Source organism: Janthinobacterium breve, from assembly GCF_051380895.1.
In the GTDB taxonomy this organism is placed as follows: Bacteria; Pseudomonadota; Gammaproteobacteria; order Burkholderiales; family Burkholderiaceae_D; genus Janthinobacterium.
In genome coordinates this window covers 288,604-304,360 of sequence record NZ_JBNYXY010000010.1, presented here as the reverse complement: position 1 = coordinate 304,360, position 15,757 = coordinate 288,604, and the positions used below count along the sequence as shown (strand labels likewise).

Annotated in this window: 23 protein-coding genes; all 23 read left to right on the top strand. The window is 60.0% G+C overall.

The genetic code is table 11. From position 1 onward, the window contains the following. Nucleotides 1–22 precede the first annotated feature (22 nt). The gene (locus ACQ4W0_RS21770) at nt 23–400 is read left to right on the top strand and encodes a hypothetical protein (protein ID WP_436578641.1); all 378 of its coding nucleotides are present in this window, start codon (nt 23–25) and stop codon (nt 398–400) included. Further along, a complete protein-coding gene (locus tag ACQ4W0_RS21765) occupies nt 400–1,101 on the top strand; it encodes a DUF2786 domain-containing protein (RefSeq protein ID WP_436578640.1) in 702 nt (233 codons plus the stop codon). The genes ACQ4W0_RS21770 and ACQ4W0_RS21765 overlap by 1 nt, the downstream gene beginning before the upstream one ends. Continuing rightward, a complete protein-coding gene (locus ACQ4W0_RS21760) occupies nt 1,098–1,577 on the top strand; it encodes a gp16 family protein (protein WP_436578639.1) in 480 nt (159 codons plus the stop codon). The genes ACQ4W0_RS21765 and ACQ4W0_RS21760 overlap by 4 nt, the downstream gene beginning before the upstream one ends. Then, a complete protein-coding gene (locus tag ACQ4W0_RS21755; RefSeq protein WP_436578638.1) occupies nt 1,567–1,992 on the top strand; it encodes a Mor transcription activator family protein in 426 nt (141 codons plus the stop codon). The genes ACQ4W0_RS21760 and ACQ4W0_RS21755 overlap by 11 nt, the downstream gene beginning before the upstream one ends. 81 nt (nt 1,993–2,073) lie before the next feature. Then, nucleotides 2,074–2,610: a lysozyme gene (locus ACQ4W0_RS21750; protein ID WP_436578637.1), complete on the top strand. Its 537-nt coding sequence runs from the start codon at nt 2,074–2,076 to the stop codon at nt 2,608–2,610. Continuing rightward, nucleotides 2,607–3,128 (top strand): hypothetical protein, encoded by a 522-nt coding sequence (locus ACQ4W0_RS21745; protein ID WP_436578636.1) that lies wholly within the window; start codon nt 2,607–2,609, stop codon nt 3,126–3,128. Before ACQ4W0_RS21750 ends, ACQ4W0_RS21745 begins: the two co-directional genes overlap by 4 nt. Further along, nucleotides 3,125–3,367: a TraR/DksA family transcriptional regulator gene (locus ACQ4W0_RS21740; RefSeq protein WP_436578635.1), complete on the top strand. Its 243-nt coding sequence runs from the start codon at nt 3,125–3,127 to the stop codon at nt 3,365–3,367. Before ACQ4W0_RS21745 ends, ACQ4W0_RS21740 begins: the two co-directional genes overlap by 4 nt. Next, the gene (locus ACQ4W0_RS21735) at nt 3,364–3,747 is read left to right on the top strand and encodes a hypothetical protein (protein WP_436578634.1); all 384 of its coding nucleotides are present in this window, start codon (nt 3,364–3,366) and stop codon (nt 3,745–3,747) included. Before ACQ4W0_RS21740 ends, ACQ4W0_RS21735 begins: the two co-directional genes overlap by 4 nt. Then, nucleotides 3,744–4,052 (top strand): hypothetical protein, encoded by a 309-nt coding sequence (locus ACQ4W0_RS21730; RefSeq protein ID WP_436578633.1) that lies wholly within the window; start codon nt 3,744–3,746, stop codon nt 4,050–4,052. The genes ACQ4W0_RS21735 and ACQ4W0_RS21730 overlap by 4 nt, the downstream gene beginning before the upstream one ends. Before the next feature lie 2 nt (nt 4,053–4,054). After that, on the top strand, nt 4,055–4,594 hold the full coding sequence (locus tag ACQ4W0_RS21725) for a DUF3486 family protein (protein WP_436578632.1): 540 nt from the start codon (nt 4,055–4,057) through the stop codon (nt 4,592–4,594). Continuing rightward, nucleotides 4,591–6,123 (top strand): hypothetical protein, encoded by a 1,533-nt coding sequence (locus tag ACQ4W0_RS21720; protein WP_436578631.1) that lies wholly within the window; start codon nt 4,591–4,593, stop codon nt 6,121–6,123. The genes ACQ4W0_RS21725 and ACQ4W0_RS21720 overlap by 4 nt, the downstream gene beginning before the upstream one ends. Next, nucleotides 6,120–7,694 carry a DUF935 domain-containing protein gene (locus tag ACQ4W0_RS21715; RefSeq protein WP_436578630.1) on the top strand — a complete coding sequence of 525 codons (1,575 nt, stop codon included), beginning with the start codon at nt 6,120–6,122 and terminating at the stop codon, nt 7,692–7,694. Before ACQ4W0_RS21720 ends, ACQ4W0_RS21715 begins: the two co-directional genes overlap by 4 nt. Beyond that, complete coding sequence (locus ACQ4W0_RS21710; protein ID WP_436578629.1) at nt 7,694–8,950, top strand: phage head morphogenesis protein; 1,257 nt, start codon at nt 7,694–7,696, stop codon at nt 8,948–8,950. Before ACQ4W0_RS21715 ends, ACQ4W0_RS21710 begins: the two co-directional genes overlap by 1 nt. Next, nucleotides 8,934–9,473 carry a phage virion morphogenesis family protein gene (locus tag ACQ4W0_RS21705; RefSeq protein ID WP_436578628.1) on the top strand — a complete coding sequence of 180 codons (540 nt, stop codon included), beginning with the start codon at nt 8,934–8,936 and terminating at the stop codon, nt 9,471–9,473. Before ACQ4W0_RS21710 ends, ACQ4W0_RS21705 begins: the two co-directional genes overlap by 17 nt. Before the next feature lie 64 nt (nt 9,474–9,537). Next, complete coding sequence (locus tag ACQ4W0_RS21700; RefSeq protein ID WP_436578627.1) at nt 9,538–10,002, top strand: hypothetical protein; 465 nt, start codon at nt 9,538–9,540, stop codon at nt 10,000–10,002. A gap of 234 nt (nt 10,003–10,236) precedes the next feature. After that, a complete protein-coding gene (locus ACQ4W0_RS21695; protein WP_436578626.1) occupies nt 10,237–11,274 on the top strand; it encodes a phage protease in 1,038 nt (345 codons plus the stop codon). 33 nt (nt 11,275–11,307) lie between these two features. Further along, entirely contained in the window at nt 11,308–11,709 is a 402-nt protein-coding gene (locus ACQ4W0_RS21690) for a hypothetical protein (RefSeq protein ID WP_436578625.1), read from the top strand. Nucleotides 11,710–11,764: 55 nt separating this feature from the next. After that, nucleotides 11,765–12,688, top strand: coding sequence for a Mu-like prophage major head subunit gpT family protein (locus ACQ4W0_RS21685; RefSeq protein ID WP_436578624.1), 924 nt, complete (start codon nt 11,765–11,767; stop codon nt 12,686–12,688). Nucleotides 12,689–12,763: 75 nt separating this feature from the next. Beyond that, nucleotides 12,764–13,231, top strand: coding sequence for an HI1506-related protein (locus ACQ4W0_RS21680; RefSeq protein WP_436578623.1), 468 nt, complete (start codon nt 12,764–12,766; stop codon nt 13,229–13,231). Next, nucleotides 13,228–13,632 (top strand): gp436 family protein, encoded by a 405-nt coding sequence (locus ACQ4W0_RS21675; protein WP_436578622.1) that lies wholly within the window; start codon nt 13,228–13,230, stop codon nt 13,630–13,632. Before ACQ4W0_RS21680 ends, ACQ4W0_RS21675 begins: the two co-directional genes overlap by 4 nt. Continuing rightward, complete coding sequence (locus tag ACQ4W0_RS21670; RefSeq protein ID WP_436578621.1) at nt 13,629–14,048, top strand: phage tail terminator protein; 420 nt, start codon at nt 13,629–13,631, stop codon at nt 14,046–14,048. Before ACQ4W0_RS21675 ends, ACQ4W0_RS21670 begins: the two co-directional genes overlap by 4 nt. Nucleotides 14,049–14,328: 280 nt before the next feature. Then, nucleotides 14,329–15,276, top strand: a complete 948-nt coding sequence (locus ACQ4W0_RS21665) for a phage tail tube protein (RefSeq protein WP_436578620.1) — start codon at nt 14,329–14,331, stop codon at nt 15,274–15,276. Nucleotides 15,277–15,340: 64 nt separating this feature from the next. Next, on the top strand, nt 15,341–15,682 hold the full coding sequence (locus ACQ4W0_RS21660; RefSeq protein WP_436578619.1) for a phage tail assembly chaperone: 342 nt from the start codon (nt 15,341–15,343) through the stop codon (nt 15,680–15,682). Nucleotides 15,683–15,757: the final 75 nt, after the last annotated feature.

Below are 15,757 nucleotides of genomic sequence, written 5' to 3'. Positions count from 1 at the left end.
ATTAGAATGAAAGACGGACATCATGAAACTGAAGCAATTTGCAGGACCCAAAACGATTGAATTGATTCGCGCTCAGTGTTTGCTGCAGCAGCTGGTGTGCGACAGCACCCTGTTTGACCAGGGTAAAAGCGATTACATCATCGTGTTCTCGCCAAAGGCGCCCGAAGCAAAGGTCTTTTACTCCGATGTAAATGGCCGCTTTTTCGGCCGTAATGATCGGGGCTACGAGTTCACCTCCGAGGTTCCGCTGGACGGCACGGACTGGTTCGATGCATTGCTGGCATTTTTCAATGAACCACTGCCGGCAGGCGCTGTGACAGCGGCCACTGAAAGCCAGGCTGCCTTGCCGGCCGTTGTCGTCGATACGACGCCGGCCGACGCCGAGCTGGTGGAGGCGTAATGGATAAGGCGACCGCAATCGAAAAAATCCGCAAGTGCATGGCGTTGTCGACGTCGGCCGAGCCGCATGAGGCCGCTGCCGCGCTGCGCCAGGCGCAAAAACTGATGGCCCAGTTTGAAGTCGATCACAACGAACTGCTGGCGGCCGGCGTGACGGAACACTGGGCGCGCAGCTGCGCCACCAGGGTGCCGCCACGCTGGGAGGTGGCCTTGGCCAGCTTGGTGGCTAGGTCATTCTGCTGCGAGATGATCTTTACGCGCCGCCTGAATGGTCCAGGTACCGCCATCCTGGGCGGGTATGCACTGATCGGCGCGGCGCCAGCACCGGAGGTCGCAGCATATACGTTCAAGGTGTTGACGCGCCAGCTCAAGGCGGCGCGCGTGCGGTATGTCCAAGTGGCTCTCAAGCGCCACCGTAAAAACCGCGTCGCAGCGGCCGACCAGTTCTGCGTCGGCTGGGTATATGCCGTGCGTGGCCTGGTTGCGGCCATGGCGCCGACTGCCGCCCAGGTGCTTGCCATTGACGCCTACAAGCGGGTCAACTACGCCGAGACGAGCAAGCTGGCGCCGAGCAATCGACAGTTGATCGGTCCACGCGCAACGGAGCATGGTGCCATCGGATTTTTCGTCGGGCAGCAAGCGCATCTGCATCGGGGCGTCGGAGGCACCGCGTCCGGGCAAGTGCTGCTGGAGGCGCCATGAAGCCGGTGAGCGTCGAGGCGCTGCGCAAGCGCGAGCTGGCGATGATCCACGTCGCCAAGAAGGAACTGGCCTTGCCGGACGATGAGTACCGCAGCCTGCTGCTGGCTGTCACTGGCAAGTCGAGTTCGGCCGCCCTTGACTGGCAGGGCCGTAAGAAGCTGCTGGATCACTTCAAGAAGGCCGGCTTCAAAGTGAAGGCCAAGGCCGGGGCGCGGCCGCGGCCCAGCGTTGCGCCCGACCGCATGGCGCGCATGCGCAAGATCGAGGCGCTACTGGCCGATGCCGGCCGCTCCTGGGCCTATGCCGATGGCGTGGCCACGAAGCTGTTTGCCACGACTACCCGCGTCGAGCGCATCGAGTTTTGTGACGGTGAGCATTTGACGAAAGTCATTGCCGCCCTGGTCGTCGACGCCAAGCGGCGCGCCAAGAAGGAGGCGCCTGTTTTAACCCCATCGGGAGATTGCCATGCAACCTGATGTATCCCATTTGCCCGAGAGCGCGCAGCGCCTGGTTGCACTCATTGGCCTACAGGCCGCCGTGCTGCTCATCGAGCGCCACGGCGGCAAAGAACTGGCGCTGTACGTGCGCGGCGATAGCGTGGCACGTCTGGCCGCGAGTATCGGTGACGAGCCGACCGATGCGTTACTGCGCCATTTCGGCAGCGATCCGTTTAACGTGCCGCGCTGCACGGCCGCGCTCAAAGCGGTACGCAATAGCAGGATGCTGGCGGACTATGATAGGCTCACGTCGACCGAGCGCACGCACTCCGGGCGCGAGGCGATTCACCACCTGGTGGAGTCCTACGGGCTGACCGAGCGCCAAGTGTGGCGCATCTTGAAAACGGTTCCCAAAATGCCAGTGATCGACAACAGTCAACCAAGCCTGTTTTAATCCTTCGCTATCCCGTTGACAGCTGTACTGCTGTCAGTTGTCACCCTGAGACGCCGCCCCGCGCGTGCGTACAGTGTGACAATGAAATTCTCTCCCGCCGCCTCCGCCATCATCCGCTCGTTCGAGGGCATCCTCGACGGCGATCCTTCAACCGTCAATTACGACCCCTACATGGACCCGTCCAAAATCTGGACGATAGGCTGGGGCCACGCCATCTGGTATCGCGGCCGCTTTCTCACTGGCGAGGCCGACCGCGCGCTGGCACGTTCCCTTTATCCAAACGGCCTCACCCTGGCCGAGTGCGTCAAGCTGCTTGACGCGGATATGGCCAAGGTCGAAGTTTTCCTGAACAAGGAATTTACGCGCCTGACACAGCCCCAGTTCGACGCCCTCGGCTCGTTTGCCTTCAACTGCGGCATTGACGCCCTGGATGGCTCCACCCTGGCGCGCAAGCTGCGCCAGGGTGACGTGGCCGGTGCCGCCGCCGAGTTCCCTCGCTGGAACAAGTCCAAGGGCGTGGTACTGGCCGGACTGACCCGGCGCCGTGAGGCCGAACGCTTGCTGTTCCTCACCCCAACCGCCATTGCTGGCAAAACCACGACCATGGAGAAAAAATGATGGACCCGATTACCCTGGCCGTCAGTCTGGCGCAGTTCGCGCCGGGGCTGATGCGCTTCTTTGGGGCGGGCGATGCGCCCGCCGCCGTTGCCCAAAAGGCAGTTGATATTGCCATGGCCGTTACCAAGGCCGGCGACGGCCAGGCGGCTCTCACTGCGCTGGCAGCCGATCCGGTACTGGCACAAGCCTACAACCTAGCCGTGCTGGCAGCTGATACCGAGTTGGTGAAGGACTACCTGGCAGACGTTCAAGACGCCCGCGCCCGCGATCTGGCGCTGCACAAAACCGGCTACACCAACCGGCGCGCCGACTATATGGTGGCCGGTGATGTGATCGGTCTGATCGCCTGTATCGCCATCCTGGTGTTGTTCCGTTCCCAAATCCCTGGCGAAGTTGTCGGCTTGCTGTCGTCAATTGCCGGCATTTTTGGCTGCTGTCTGCGCGACGCGCACCAGTTTGAATTCGGCAGCTCGCGTAGCAGCCGGGAAAAGGACGTCATGCTGGGGAAACTCCAATGACCGACGTTTTTGACCGCGCAAGCGAGGTTGAGGAGATTGCGCGTCTCGATGCCCTGCGCGATCAGCGGCGCCGCGCCGGCCTGGCCGGCAAGACGGTCGCTGACTCCGCCCATGACTGTTCAGTGTGTGACGAGCCAATCGCCGAGAAGCGCCGCGAGGCAGTGCCTGGCGTTCAAACCTGTATCGAATGCCAGGAAGAACTGGAACGCGCGACCTATCCGGTCGGGGTGCATGCATGAAGGTAGAGCTTGAGTTCTGGCAGCTCGTTACGCTGCTGCTGGCCTTTTTTGGTGCAGTCGCCGCTGGCGCAAAAATGATGTTTGGCCAGTTTGAACGGCGCCTGGGCGACCGGTTCATGTCCCAGGAGTCGGCGCTGGCCACGTCCAACAAGTCGATCAATGAATTGCTGACGCGGCATGTGGAGGAGCAAGGAAAAGTCGTCGACAAGATGAACGAGTTGGAGCGCGACATGCTCAAGTGGCGCGCCGAGTTGCCGCTGCAGTACGTCCGCCGCGAAGACTTCATCCGCAACCAAACCATCATCGAAGCCAAGCTGGACACCATTAATCAGCGCGTACAGAACATTCAACTCTCGGGCAAACAACCAGGACAACCATGATCGACCATCAAAAAATTCGCCGTGAGGCTATGCGCTGGTATCTACTGCTGACCCTGCATAACGCCGCTCCCGTGGGCTGCTATGAGGACGTGCTGCTGTCCACTATCAGTGCTCTCTATCCCGATACCACGGCGCTGGAAATCCGCAAGGAAGTCGGCTACCTGGAGTCGCGCAAGCTGGTGGCGATCAAGCGCGAGCCAAGCGGTCGCTGGTTTGCCGAGCTTTACCACTATGGCACCGACATCGTGGAATACACGATTGACTGCCTGCCTGGCATTGCTCGTCCTGTCAAAACTTGGGCCTGAGCGTGCCGCCCCGTTCAAAGCTGGAGCAACTGCCAGCCGATATAAAACAATGGCTTGATAGCGCCCTGGTTGAATCAGGGTTTGCTGGCTATGAACTATTGGAAAAGGAAGTAAACAAGTTGCTGGAGCAGGCCGGCGCCGAGTTTCGCGTCGGGAAGTCGTCCATTCATCGGTATGGCAGCGCGTTTGAAGAGCGCATGAAGTCGCTGCGCATGGTCAGCGAACAGGCCAAGGCCATGATCGATGCCAGTCCTGACGAGGAGGATGCCGTCAGCCAGGCGTTAATCCGCATGACCCAAGAAAAGCTGTTTAACGTCGTCCTGGACCTGAACGTCGATCCGTCGAAATTGAACCTGGCCGGCATCACCCGCGCGATTGCCGACCTGGCGCGCGCCTCGATCAGCAATAAGAAATATGCGACCGAGGTCAAAGCCCGTGCCATCGCCGCACTGGCGTCTGTCACCGCCGTGGTTAAAAAGGCTGGCTTGACGCCGGAAGCGGTTGACCAAATCCGCCGCGAGATCCTGGGCATTGCAGGATGACCCTGACCGCACCAACCGTCCTGTTGCCGTATCAGCAGAAATGGGTCGGCGATCAAGCCCAGGTAAAGGTCTGCGAGAAATCGCGCCGCGTCGGTATCAGCTGGGCCGAGGCGGCCGATGCGGCGCTGACCGGCGCTGCCAGTCGGACAGCTGGAGGCGACGATACCTGGTACATCGGCTACAACCAGGACATGGCGAAGGAATTCATCCTGGACGTGGCGTTCTGGGCCAGGCACTACCAGCTGGCGGCCGGCGAGATGGAAGAACAGGTGTTCATCGACCAGGACGAGGACAAGCAGGACAAACACATCCTGACCTTTGGCATCACCTTCGCCAGCGGCTTTCGCGTCACGGCACTTTCCAGCCGTCCGTCGAACCTGCGCGGCAAGCAGGGGCGCGTGGTGATCGATGAAGCGGCATTTCATGGCGATCTGGCCGGCCTGGTCAAGGCGGCTATTGCTCTGCTGATGTGGGGCGGTCGCGTGCGCATCATTTCAACCCATGATGGAGATACCAATGCATTTAACGAGCTGGTGCAGGACTGCCGCGCCAAGAAATTGCCGTACTCGGTGCATCGCATCGACTTCAAAACGGCGGTGGAACAGGGGCTGTTCAAGCGCATCTGCTTGTCGACATCGAAGGTCTGGACGGAAGCTACCGAAGCGACATGGGTCGCGGGCATGCGGGCGTTCTATGCGAGCAACGCGGCCGAAGAGCTTGACGTCATCCCCGGAACCGGATCAGGAAGCTACCTGCAGCGTGCCGTAATCGAATCGTGCATGCGGGACGGTATCCCTGTCGTGCGCCTGGCGCTGCCGGATGAATTTACGCTGCTGCCACCGCATATCCGGGAGGCGGAAGCTGCGGACTGGTGCCGGGATCACCTGCAGCCGCTGCTCAAGCTGCTCGATCCGAACCTGGACCATCACTTCGGGCAGGACTTTGCGCGTAAGGGCGACTTGTCCGCAATCTGGCCCCTGGTACAAACCCGCGATTTGCGCCTGGTAACGCCTTTCATCCTGGAGATGCGCAATGTGCCGTTCGATCAGCAACGCCAGGTGCTGTTCTATCTGATCGACCGTTTGCCGCGTTTCCGCTCTGGCGCCATGGATGCGCGTGGCAATGGCCAGTACCTGGCTGAGGTCACGATGCAGGCGTATGGCGCGCAACGCATCGCCCAAGTGATGCTGTCGGTAGAGTGGTACCGCGACAATATGCCCAGGCTGAAAGCCGCGTTTGAAGACCAGAACCTGGTCATACCAAAAGACGCGGACGTGCTGAACGACCTGCGCGCTATCAAATTGGACAAGGGTGTGGCCAAGGTTCCTGACAATGCGCATACCCAAGGATCGGACGGCCATATGCGCCATGGCGACACCGCCGTGGCACTGGCATTGGCCACCTACGCCGTCTATCAGATGACCGCTGACGGCGTTTGTGACGGCTTCCAGTCGGTGAGCCGGCGCGGCCAAGGGACCGTTTCCCACAACGATGATTACAACGATTCTCGCTCACGGAGCATGTTATGAGCACCATAGTAGACCAGCACGGCCAGCCAATCGACCGGACCGTATTCATTGCCCCGCAGACTGCGAACGTCACCGCGTTGGAAAACCGCTACCTGACGCCCATGCTGGGCGGCCTGACACCTGCCAGACTGGATCGGGTATTGCGCGAGGCCGACGCCGGCAATCTATTTGAGCAGCACCGTCTGTTTGCCGATCTGGAAGAGCGCGACGCGCATCTGCGCTCGGAGATGGACAAGCGGCGCAATGCCGTAGCCAGCCTGCGCTGGAGCGTTGTCCCACCGCGCAATGCCAATGCGGCAGAAAAGGCTGCAGCTGAATGGGTGACTGAGATGTTGACCGATGCGACCGACCCGCTGGAAGACATACTACTGTCGCTGATGGAGGGCGTAGGCCATGGTTTTGCGGCAGTGGAACTGGAGTGGCGCCGAGAGGGGCAGTTGCGCTTGCCTACCTATTTGCCACGCCCCCAGGAGTGGTTCACCCTGGATCAGAGCCGCAGCACCATCAATCTGATCGATGGTTCCTCCTATGGCGCCGCCTTGCGTCCGTTCGGCTGGGTCATGCATACCCATGGCAAGCCGAAATCCGGCTACATGGGACGTGCGGGTCTGCACCGCACGCTGGTATGGCTGTTCCTGTACAAAGCCTACGCCCTGGGCGACTTCGCCGAGTTCCTGGAGACCTACGGGCTACCGATCATCATTGGTAAATATTTTGCGGGCGCGTCGGCCGATGAGAAATCGTCCTTGATGCGCGCCGTGACCGCCCTTGGCCACGATGCGCGCGCGATCATGCCCGATGGGATGTCGATTGATATCAAGGAAGTAAGTGGCTCGGGCGGCTCCGCTCACCTGGACATGATCAACTGGGCCGAAAAGTCGCAGAGCAAGAGCATTCTGGGGCAAACGTTGACCACCGATGTCGGCGCCGGCGGTGGCGGCAGCTTCGCCCTGGGGAAAGTACACAACGGCGTGCGGCTGGACCTGGCACGCGGTGATGCTCGTCAGATTAGCGGCACTATCACACGGGATTTGATTTATCCGATGGTAGCCATCAATCGGCCAGGCATCGAGGGCCTGGCGCGCTGCCCACGGTTCGTGCTGGAAACCAGCCAGCCGGAAGATATGACCGCTTACGCCACGGCGCTACCAAAAATGGTGGCTGTCGGCTTCAAAATTCCACGCAGCTGGGCCCAGGAGCGGCTGCACATTCCAGAACCCAAGGGCGACGAGGAAATCCTGGTGCTTCAGCCACGCTCAGCACAGACGCCTGCCGTGCCAGCTGCACAAGTGGCGCTATCAGCGACCATTCCAGCGCCGGCAGCGGCCCGTAAGCCCAGCCTGGTCGACGGTATCGTCGACCAGCTGGCCAGCGCGGCGAATCCGGTCTGGGCCAGCCAGATTGGCCAGGTCGGGGCAATGGTAGCGAATGCAACCAGCTTGGCCAGCCTGCAGGACGACATGGTGGCGGCGTTCGGCGGCGCGCCGCAGGAAACCATGGTGCAGCTGATGGCGGCCGCGTTCGCTCTGGCTGAGTTGAAGGGGCTGAGCGACGCCCAAGGCGGCGCGTAATGCCGGTTCCTGCCAATTTCCCTGGGAAGGACGCGGCCGGAAACTATGTCGCCAATCCGTTCGCCGAGCAACTGAACTTCTTTGAACAAAAGCTCAACCTGCCTACGGCCCGCTGGGACGACATCATGCGCAGCGCGCACGACCGCGCGTTCATCGTCGCCGGTGCCGCCAATGCCGATCTGCTGAATGACCTGCACGCGGCGGTTAGGAAGGCAATCGAGGGCGGCGCCGGCATCGACGCGTTCAAGAAGGACTTCGACGCTCTGGTGAAGAAAAACGGCTGGACCGGCTGGACTGGCGAGGGTTCGAAGGCTGGCCAGGCATGGCGCGCGGCGGTGATTTATCAGACCAACATGGCCACGAGTTACGCGGCCGGCCGATGGAAGCAGCTCACCGATCCGGGCCTGCTATCGCTGCGCCCGTACTGGGAATATGTGCATTCCGATAGCGTGCTGCACCCGCGCCCGCTCCACCTGTCCTGGGACGGCATCGTGCTGCCGCACGATCACCCGTTCTGGCTGACGCACTTCTGCCCGAACGGCTGGGGCTGTGAATGCCGCATCATCGCGGTAGATGCGGCCGAACATGCCAAGGCGCAGAAGGCGGGCCTGGACGAGCCACCTGCAGGCTGGGACGAGATCGACCCGAAAACCATGGCGCCAGTGGGAATCGACCGGGGATTCGACTACGCGCCTGGTGCAAACGTCGCCAAGCCGCTGGCCGAGCTGGTCGACGCGAAGCTGATTAAACTGGACGCGGCGGTGGGCGCCGTCATGAACCAGGCGCTGCGCCCTGCATTGCAGCAGGAGCGCGATGCCGCCTACAGGACGTTTGTCAGCGAAGCGAGGGCAATGCCGACGCCGGCCGGCCGCACGGCCGTGATAGGCGCGCTATCGCCTGAGACCATCGCCTGGATGGCGAAAAATCAGGTGCCAGTGCCAAGTGCGGCGGCCATCAGCATTCGGGACAGCGTGATCGCCAACAGCCAGGCCGCGCGTAGCCAGGCTGCTGGAGCACTGAGCGCCGACGATGTCGCGCGCCTGCCAGCCATACTGGCCCAGCCGGATCAACTGCTGTTCGATACCCGCACCGGGCGCCTGGTGTATGTCTCCTATGCCGGTGAGCCGCGCCAGGCCGTGATTGCAGCTGAAACGCAGCTCAACGAACGAGGCGTCTACGAGCTGGTCTCGGCTTACCAGCCAACAGGCGGCCTGCAGGCGGACATTGCAAAGGGACGTTATGCCATCATCCATTAACACATCGGGAGACGCAGTTTCCATCGCCCTGGGCCAGCTGCAATACAAAATCGGCCATTTGTCGCCGGTGCTGATGGTGTTGGGCGAGGATATGGTGGAGCGCGTCAAGCAGCGCTTTGCGGCCGCCACGTCGCCGTCTGGTGTTGCCTGGCGCCCAAACACGGCCGTCACGTTGGCCAACTACATCCGCTCGCGCGGTGGCACTTCAAAAAAGACCGGCAAGATGCTGGCCAAGGGCAAGCTACTGGCCGCTGCCAAACGTCCCCTGCAGGGCCGATCTGGCGCACTGGCGCGGCAGATATTCTCTGCAGTCACTCAAACCGACATGGGTGATGCGCTGACCATGGGGTCGACGATGCGATACGCCCGTATGCAACATGCCGGTGGCACCAAGGCGGCATGGCGGCACCTATGGGGAGATATTCCGGCGCGACCGTTCATGCCGCTGACACCGACTGGAGAACTGGAAAAAACGGAGGAGGATTTGATCGTCGAAGGCATTCGACAGTACATCATGTCATAGATAACAGTCGGCCTTGTCAATTACGCTATTATCTCGTGATTAAGCAGAGACAGGACATATGGCGATGAGTACTGAAAACGCATCACCTCAGTTTGTAATAACCATCTCGTCGAATGTTGATTACAGTAGCGAATGGCCGGGTGCGGCCCTTCATCGGGATGCTACCGCATTAAAATTACTTGGCGACTGGAATGGCGCGATAGAAAAACTCAAGCTGGCCAAGGTCGAGATGCTGAAACACGGAGATCACTCTGTTTATAGCTGGTGCCGTCTTCCCTTCTTTTTGCAATATGCAGGGCGTTACGCGGAGTCGATGCAGGAGTTTGATTTTTTGATCGAGGATGTTAAGCGCCAGAGTCTTGAGTGCCACACGTTCGCGTCAGTTAAAGAGAGAGGCATGTTTATCAGGGCTACTCGGCATGAACTCAGGGTCGAGCGCACGAGGGTCCAAGCCAGGGAGGTCCGGCGGCTGAAGAAATTGGCTGCTCCTCCAAAACGTGAGCGGAAAAAGGCCGCAATCAAGAAATAACGGCATTTCTCAGAGAAATGGTAGACAACGCATTTAAGCGCCGCTACGGCGTTTAAATGCACCCGGCTGGCACATCGCCTCATCCTATCGGGAAAAACGGCTATTAACGGGCCTGTAACGGCCTTGCTGGCGATTCCGCTAAGCAACTTCCCCCTCCAAATACTATTTTCGACCGTAATTAGTGCTGTCAGCTGACAGTCTTACATCCTCGCGCGCGCCTGACATGATGGCTGCATGTCCAAAGCCCTCCCAAAAAAACAACCTATTCACGCACCCCAGGTGGCCGTCGCCGCCTGCTCGATGGCCCTGCCTGAAAGCAGCTCGCGTGAAATCCAGTTGACGCCAACAGGCGAGTTTCGCTCATTCGATGGTAGACCAGTCGAAGCGAAAGCCTGGCGCATGACCGCCAGCCTGGCGCAACCGCTGATCGCCGCTGCGGCTGCGCGTCCGACGCCGTATGTCATCGACTACGACCACCAAATCTTGCACATTGAGAAAAACGGCCAGCCAGCGCCTGCAGCCGGCTGGTTCCACAAACTGGAGTGGCGCGAAGGCGTCGGACTGTTCGGCGTCGACGTGGAGTGGACCGCAAAGGCGTCGGGAATGATCGACGCAAAGGAATATCGTTTTATCTCGCCCGTGATCGGTTTCGCCGCGAATGGCGACGTCACGGGCTTGTTTATGGCGGCCCTCACCAACAACCCCGCAATTCTTGGCATGGATGAAGTCCTGACCGCTGCCGCCTCAATGCAATTTTCTTCCCTTAACGCTACAACTACCCAGGAGTCCCTAATGAGCTTGCTCGAAAAACTGATCGCCATGCTGAAACTGCCAGCTGAAAGCACGGACGATGCTGTTGCCGAAGCCATCCAGAAACTGATCGATGCGAAAGCCCCCGACGCTGCCAAGCCCGATCCCGCCAAGTTCGTTCCCGTCGCTGCCCTGACGGCGTTGCATAGCCAGGTTGCCAGTCTGAACGCCCAGTTGAGCACGCAATCCCTCGACAGCGTCATTCAAGCGGGCCTGGACAGCCACCGTCTGCTGCCATCGATGGTGGACTGGGCGCGCGAGTTCGGCGCTAAAGACACGGCGGCGCTCTCTGCATACATCGCCAACCTGCCTGTCGTGGCTGCACTGAATGGCACCCAAACCAACGGCCAGCCACAGAACAAGGTTAGTGAACTCAGCGAATCCCAAGTGGCGCTGTGCGCGGCCATGGGCGTCTCGCAAAAGGACTACCTGGCGACGCTGGCGGCTGAACCGCGCAACTAACGTCCTGCACACCCATTTCACTAAGGAGCCACTGTGTCACTTACCTCTGACCGCAACACGCAATACAAGCATGCCAACGCCATCCCCGTCGCGGTTGCGGCCGGCGTCAAGATTTTCGCCGGCGCCATCGTCTGCGCCAATGCCACTGGCTTTGCCACCCCTGGCGCCACCGCAACCACGCTGACGTATCTGGGCCGCGCCGAAGAATTGGTCGATAACACCGGTGCGGCCGATGGCGCCCGGACCATTCTGGTGCGCCGCAGCGAAGCGTTCAAGTGGGCCAATTCGACGCTGGACCCAGTCACCCAGGCTGAATTCGGCAAAACGGTCTACATCGTCGATGACGAGACGGTGGCCAAGACCAGCGGCACCGGCACGCGCTCGCCAGCTGGGCGCGTGGTCGGTATCGATACCGATGGTGTCTGGATCGAATAACAGCGCCTGCAGCAGGTATAAATCGAACCCGTAACACAACCCTATTGGAACGCTCATGTTAATTAATAAAAGCAACCTGTCGAACTTGTTCATCTCGCTCAAGGCGATGTTCAACAACGCATTTGACGCCGCGCCTACATCCTGGGCAAAGATTGCCATGCTGGTGCCGTCGACTTCCGGCCAGAACGACTATGCCTGGCTGAGCGCGTTTCCCAAGATGCAACGCTGGATCGGCGCCAAGGCGGTCAAGAACTTGAAGGGTTTCAAATATTCGATCACCAACGAAGACTTTGAAGCGACCATCGAAGTCGAACGCAACGATATCGAAGACGACAACCTGGGCATCTATGCCACACAAGCCAAAGGTGCTGGCATGTCGGCGAAACAGCTGCCAGACGAGATCGTGTATGACGTCGTCAATGCCGGCTTTACCAATCGTTGTTTCGATGGTCAGTACTTTTTTGACACGGACCACCCTGTCGTCCAGCCAGATGGTCACCTGGGCAGTGTGAGCAACATGTTTGACAAAAAGCTGTCGGCCGAGTCCGTGGCAGAAGCCCAAGCCAGCCTGGGCGCTGCAGGCATGGCGATGATGGAATTCAAGGATGACGAAGGCCGTTCGTTGAACGTAAAGCCGAACGTGCTGCTAGTCCCACCCGCCTTGATGTTCGTCGCCAACCTGCTGATGACGACAGATCGCCTGGAAGACGGCAAGGCCAACCCGTTCAAGGGTGCCTATGAAGTGGTCGTCGAACCGCGCCTGCGTTCGCGCAGCGCTTGGTTTTTGCTGGATACCACCAAGCCGGTGCTTCCGTTTATCTACCAGGAGCGCAAAAAGCCGGTACTGGTCGAGCAGACCGATCCCCAGTCGGACGCCGTTTTCAGCACCAAGAAATTCAAGTTCGGCGCCGAAGCTCGCGCGGCCGGTGGCTACGGTTTCTGGCAGACCGCGTTCGGCTCGACCGGTACCGCCGCGTAACTGTCACGGGTCATGTGTGTCGCCCTGGATGACATCCAGGGCAGCGCTACAGCGTAATTTCTTCAGGAGTAACCCATGACAAAAAAAGATATGCCCTCCGCAAAGTCAGCGACAGCGAGCGGTATGGGCGCCCAGGGCGTGCAAAGTTTGGATGGCGCGAACGGCGCCCAGGGCGAGGCAAGTACCTCTGGCCAAGAAGCCGCATCGAAAGCGGCGGATACGACAGGTACGAATGGCTCGATGTCGACTGACGCCGGCATCAGCGGCAAGCCAGGTGCCGATCTGGTGGCCGCCATCGCATCGAGCTTGGCTGTCGTGCCTGGTGATCTGCTTGACCAGGTGGAGGGTGTGAGCGTGCCAGGCCTGCAGGTTGTCGCGCGCTACGACGGTTTCCGCCGCGCCGGCCGCGCCTGGAGCACACAGCCAACGGTGGTGCGCCAGGACGAACTGACACTTGATCAGATATGGCAGCTGGAAGACGAGCCATGCCTGCGTGTGCAGGACGTGGACATCACACCAGGCATGGACGGCGACGACAAATGACCACGACCTACGCCACGCGCGCCCAGCTGGTGGATCGCTACGGACAAGCCGAGGTGACCCAGCGCGAGTCGATGCTGCCTGCGGGTGCGGTCGACAAGGCACTGTTCGCAGCATCTGCATTCGTCGATGGGTATATCAGTGGCCGTTACAGCGCGCCGCTGAATCCAGCGCCGGAAATCGTCGTGCAGTTTGTTTGTGCCATTGCCCGTTACAACCTGCTGGGCGAAGCGGCCAGCGAACGCGCCCGCGACGACTACACCGATGCGGTGAAGTGGCTCAAAGACGTACAGGCCGGGAAAGTGGCTCTCGACGGCGCTGCAGGCGTCCCTGGGAATACCGCGTCGGCCACCGTGTTGTTCACCACCAGCCCTGCAGTATTTCGACGCGCGGGCCGGCCATGATCGACGAGATTATTGACCGCCTGGCCAGCATCGAGGCGTTACAGCTGGTGGGTGGCGCTGCCGATTTTCAAACTGCGGTCGAGAACAACCCAACAGTCACGCCATGCGCGTTTGTAATCGCCCTGGATGAAAAGTACGGGCCAAGCCAGGACGCCACCACCGTGATTCAGCGGGTCGAGGCCACGGTGGGCGTGGTGTTCGTCGTGCGCAATGTCAGCGACGCGCATGGCGCTGCCGCACGTCAGGAACTTGCGCCGCTGCGAAAGGCCGTCAGCGAACTATTGCTCGGCTGGGAGCCAGTTTCAGGCTATGCCCCGCTGGAAGGCGCAGCGGCTAATTTGTTGGTGTTCAAGGACGGCCACATGTGGTGGCAGGACGTCTATATCACCAGTTTCTATAACAGGAGCATCTTATGAAAACCCCTGCACCTGGCGCCCCCGACCTTCACTGGGGACAAGGCGGCCAGTACGTGATTGATCCTGCGACTGGCCTGCGCGCTCGCCTCGGCACACCGGCCGCAGCACCTGGCACGTATGCCAGCAGCCTGGCAAGGCCTGACACAACATCGAGCGCGCCCCAAGCCGAAACGACGCCGCCGGCTGCCCTAGCTGACGCCCTAGTTGTCCAAACTGACCTGGTCATCGATGCCGCTACCCAGCGCGCGGATACCAACCAACCGAAGAAAGGTACGAAATAATGGCTAATCTGATCGTCAATCCACGCAAGTGGCGCAACAAAGCGCTGGTGCTGGCAACGGAAGCAACCTACGCCCTGGATGCAGCGCCGACCGGCCTGCTCAACTGGATCGAAGCGCGCAACGTCTCGTTGACGCCGATGGATGTGGACCGTGCCGAGCGCAACATCGATCTGCCTTATATGGGTACGTCGGGCAGCGTCATTGTCAGTACTTGGGCAAAACTGGCATTTGACATTGCCATTGCTCCGTCTGGCGTCGTCGGTACTGCACCTAAGTGGGGCGCATTATTGATGGCCTGCGGCCTGGCCGAAACGGTAACGGCCGCCACCTCCGTCGCCTACAACCTGGTGAGCAATGTTTTTTCGTCGGCGACTGCTTACATGGTCATCGATGGCACGCTGCATAAACTGCTGGGCATGCGCGGCGAAGTCAAAGCCAAAATGAGCGCAAAAGGCTTGCCGATGCTGTCCTTTGCCTTTGACGCCTGTTATGTCACGCCCGTGACTGGCGCCATGCCAACGGTCGACCGTACCGGCTGGACGCTGGAAGAAGCCATTAACAGCGTCAACACGGGGCCAGTCAACATCGGTGGCGTACCGCTGTCGTTCTCCGAATTCGACTGGGCGCTGGGCAACAAAATTGCGCGCATGGACAACCCTGGTCCGCAGCGTGAAATTTTGATTACGGATCGTAAGCCTACGGCATCGATCACGGTGCTGGCGCCTGACCTGGCCACCTTCAATCCCTTTGCCCTGAATGACTCAGGCGCAACGCTCGACCTGACCTCGATGCATGGCACGGTCGCAGGCAAAAAGTTTAAAACGGAAATGAAGGCGCGCATCACAGGCGTCGAATATGCCCAGATTGAAGAAATGGTCGGTTACAAACTGACGCTGGAGCCGTTGCCGGTCAATGGCAATGACGAAATTGCCTTGACCTGCATGTAACACATTCGCACCAGGGAGCATCCCTGGTGCATTTTCTCTCCCCTAATAAATAGAAGGAAATACCATGTTTAAAGTCGCCCAACTCCCTGCCTATACCTGGCCTGTCACTGTCGATTTTCCTATCGATGGCGGAAAAACGCGTGCAGTGCAATTTACTGCCAAGTTCCGCCGCCTGTCGCAAAGCGAGATCGTCAAACAGCAAGAGGACATTAATGGCGGCGCCATCGGCGACCGCGACATTATCGATGCGGTACTGATCGGCTGGTCGGGCGTGGCAGATGAGGCGGGTGTTGATCTGGAGTTCAACCACGCCAACCTGGATACGGTGCTGGAAATGTTCCCTGTTCGTCCAAGTATCGTGCGCGCCTATTTTGACTCCCTGAAGAACGCCAAGCAAAAAAACTAAGTGATGCTGCCGCCTTCTGGGCTGGCGGCAGCATCGCCCAGGGGGCCGATGAACTGGCCTCGGACTTCGAGGTGC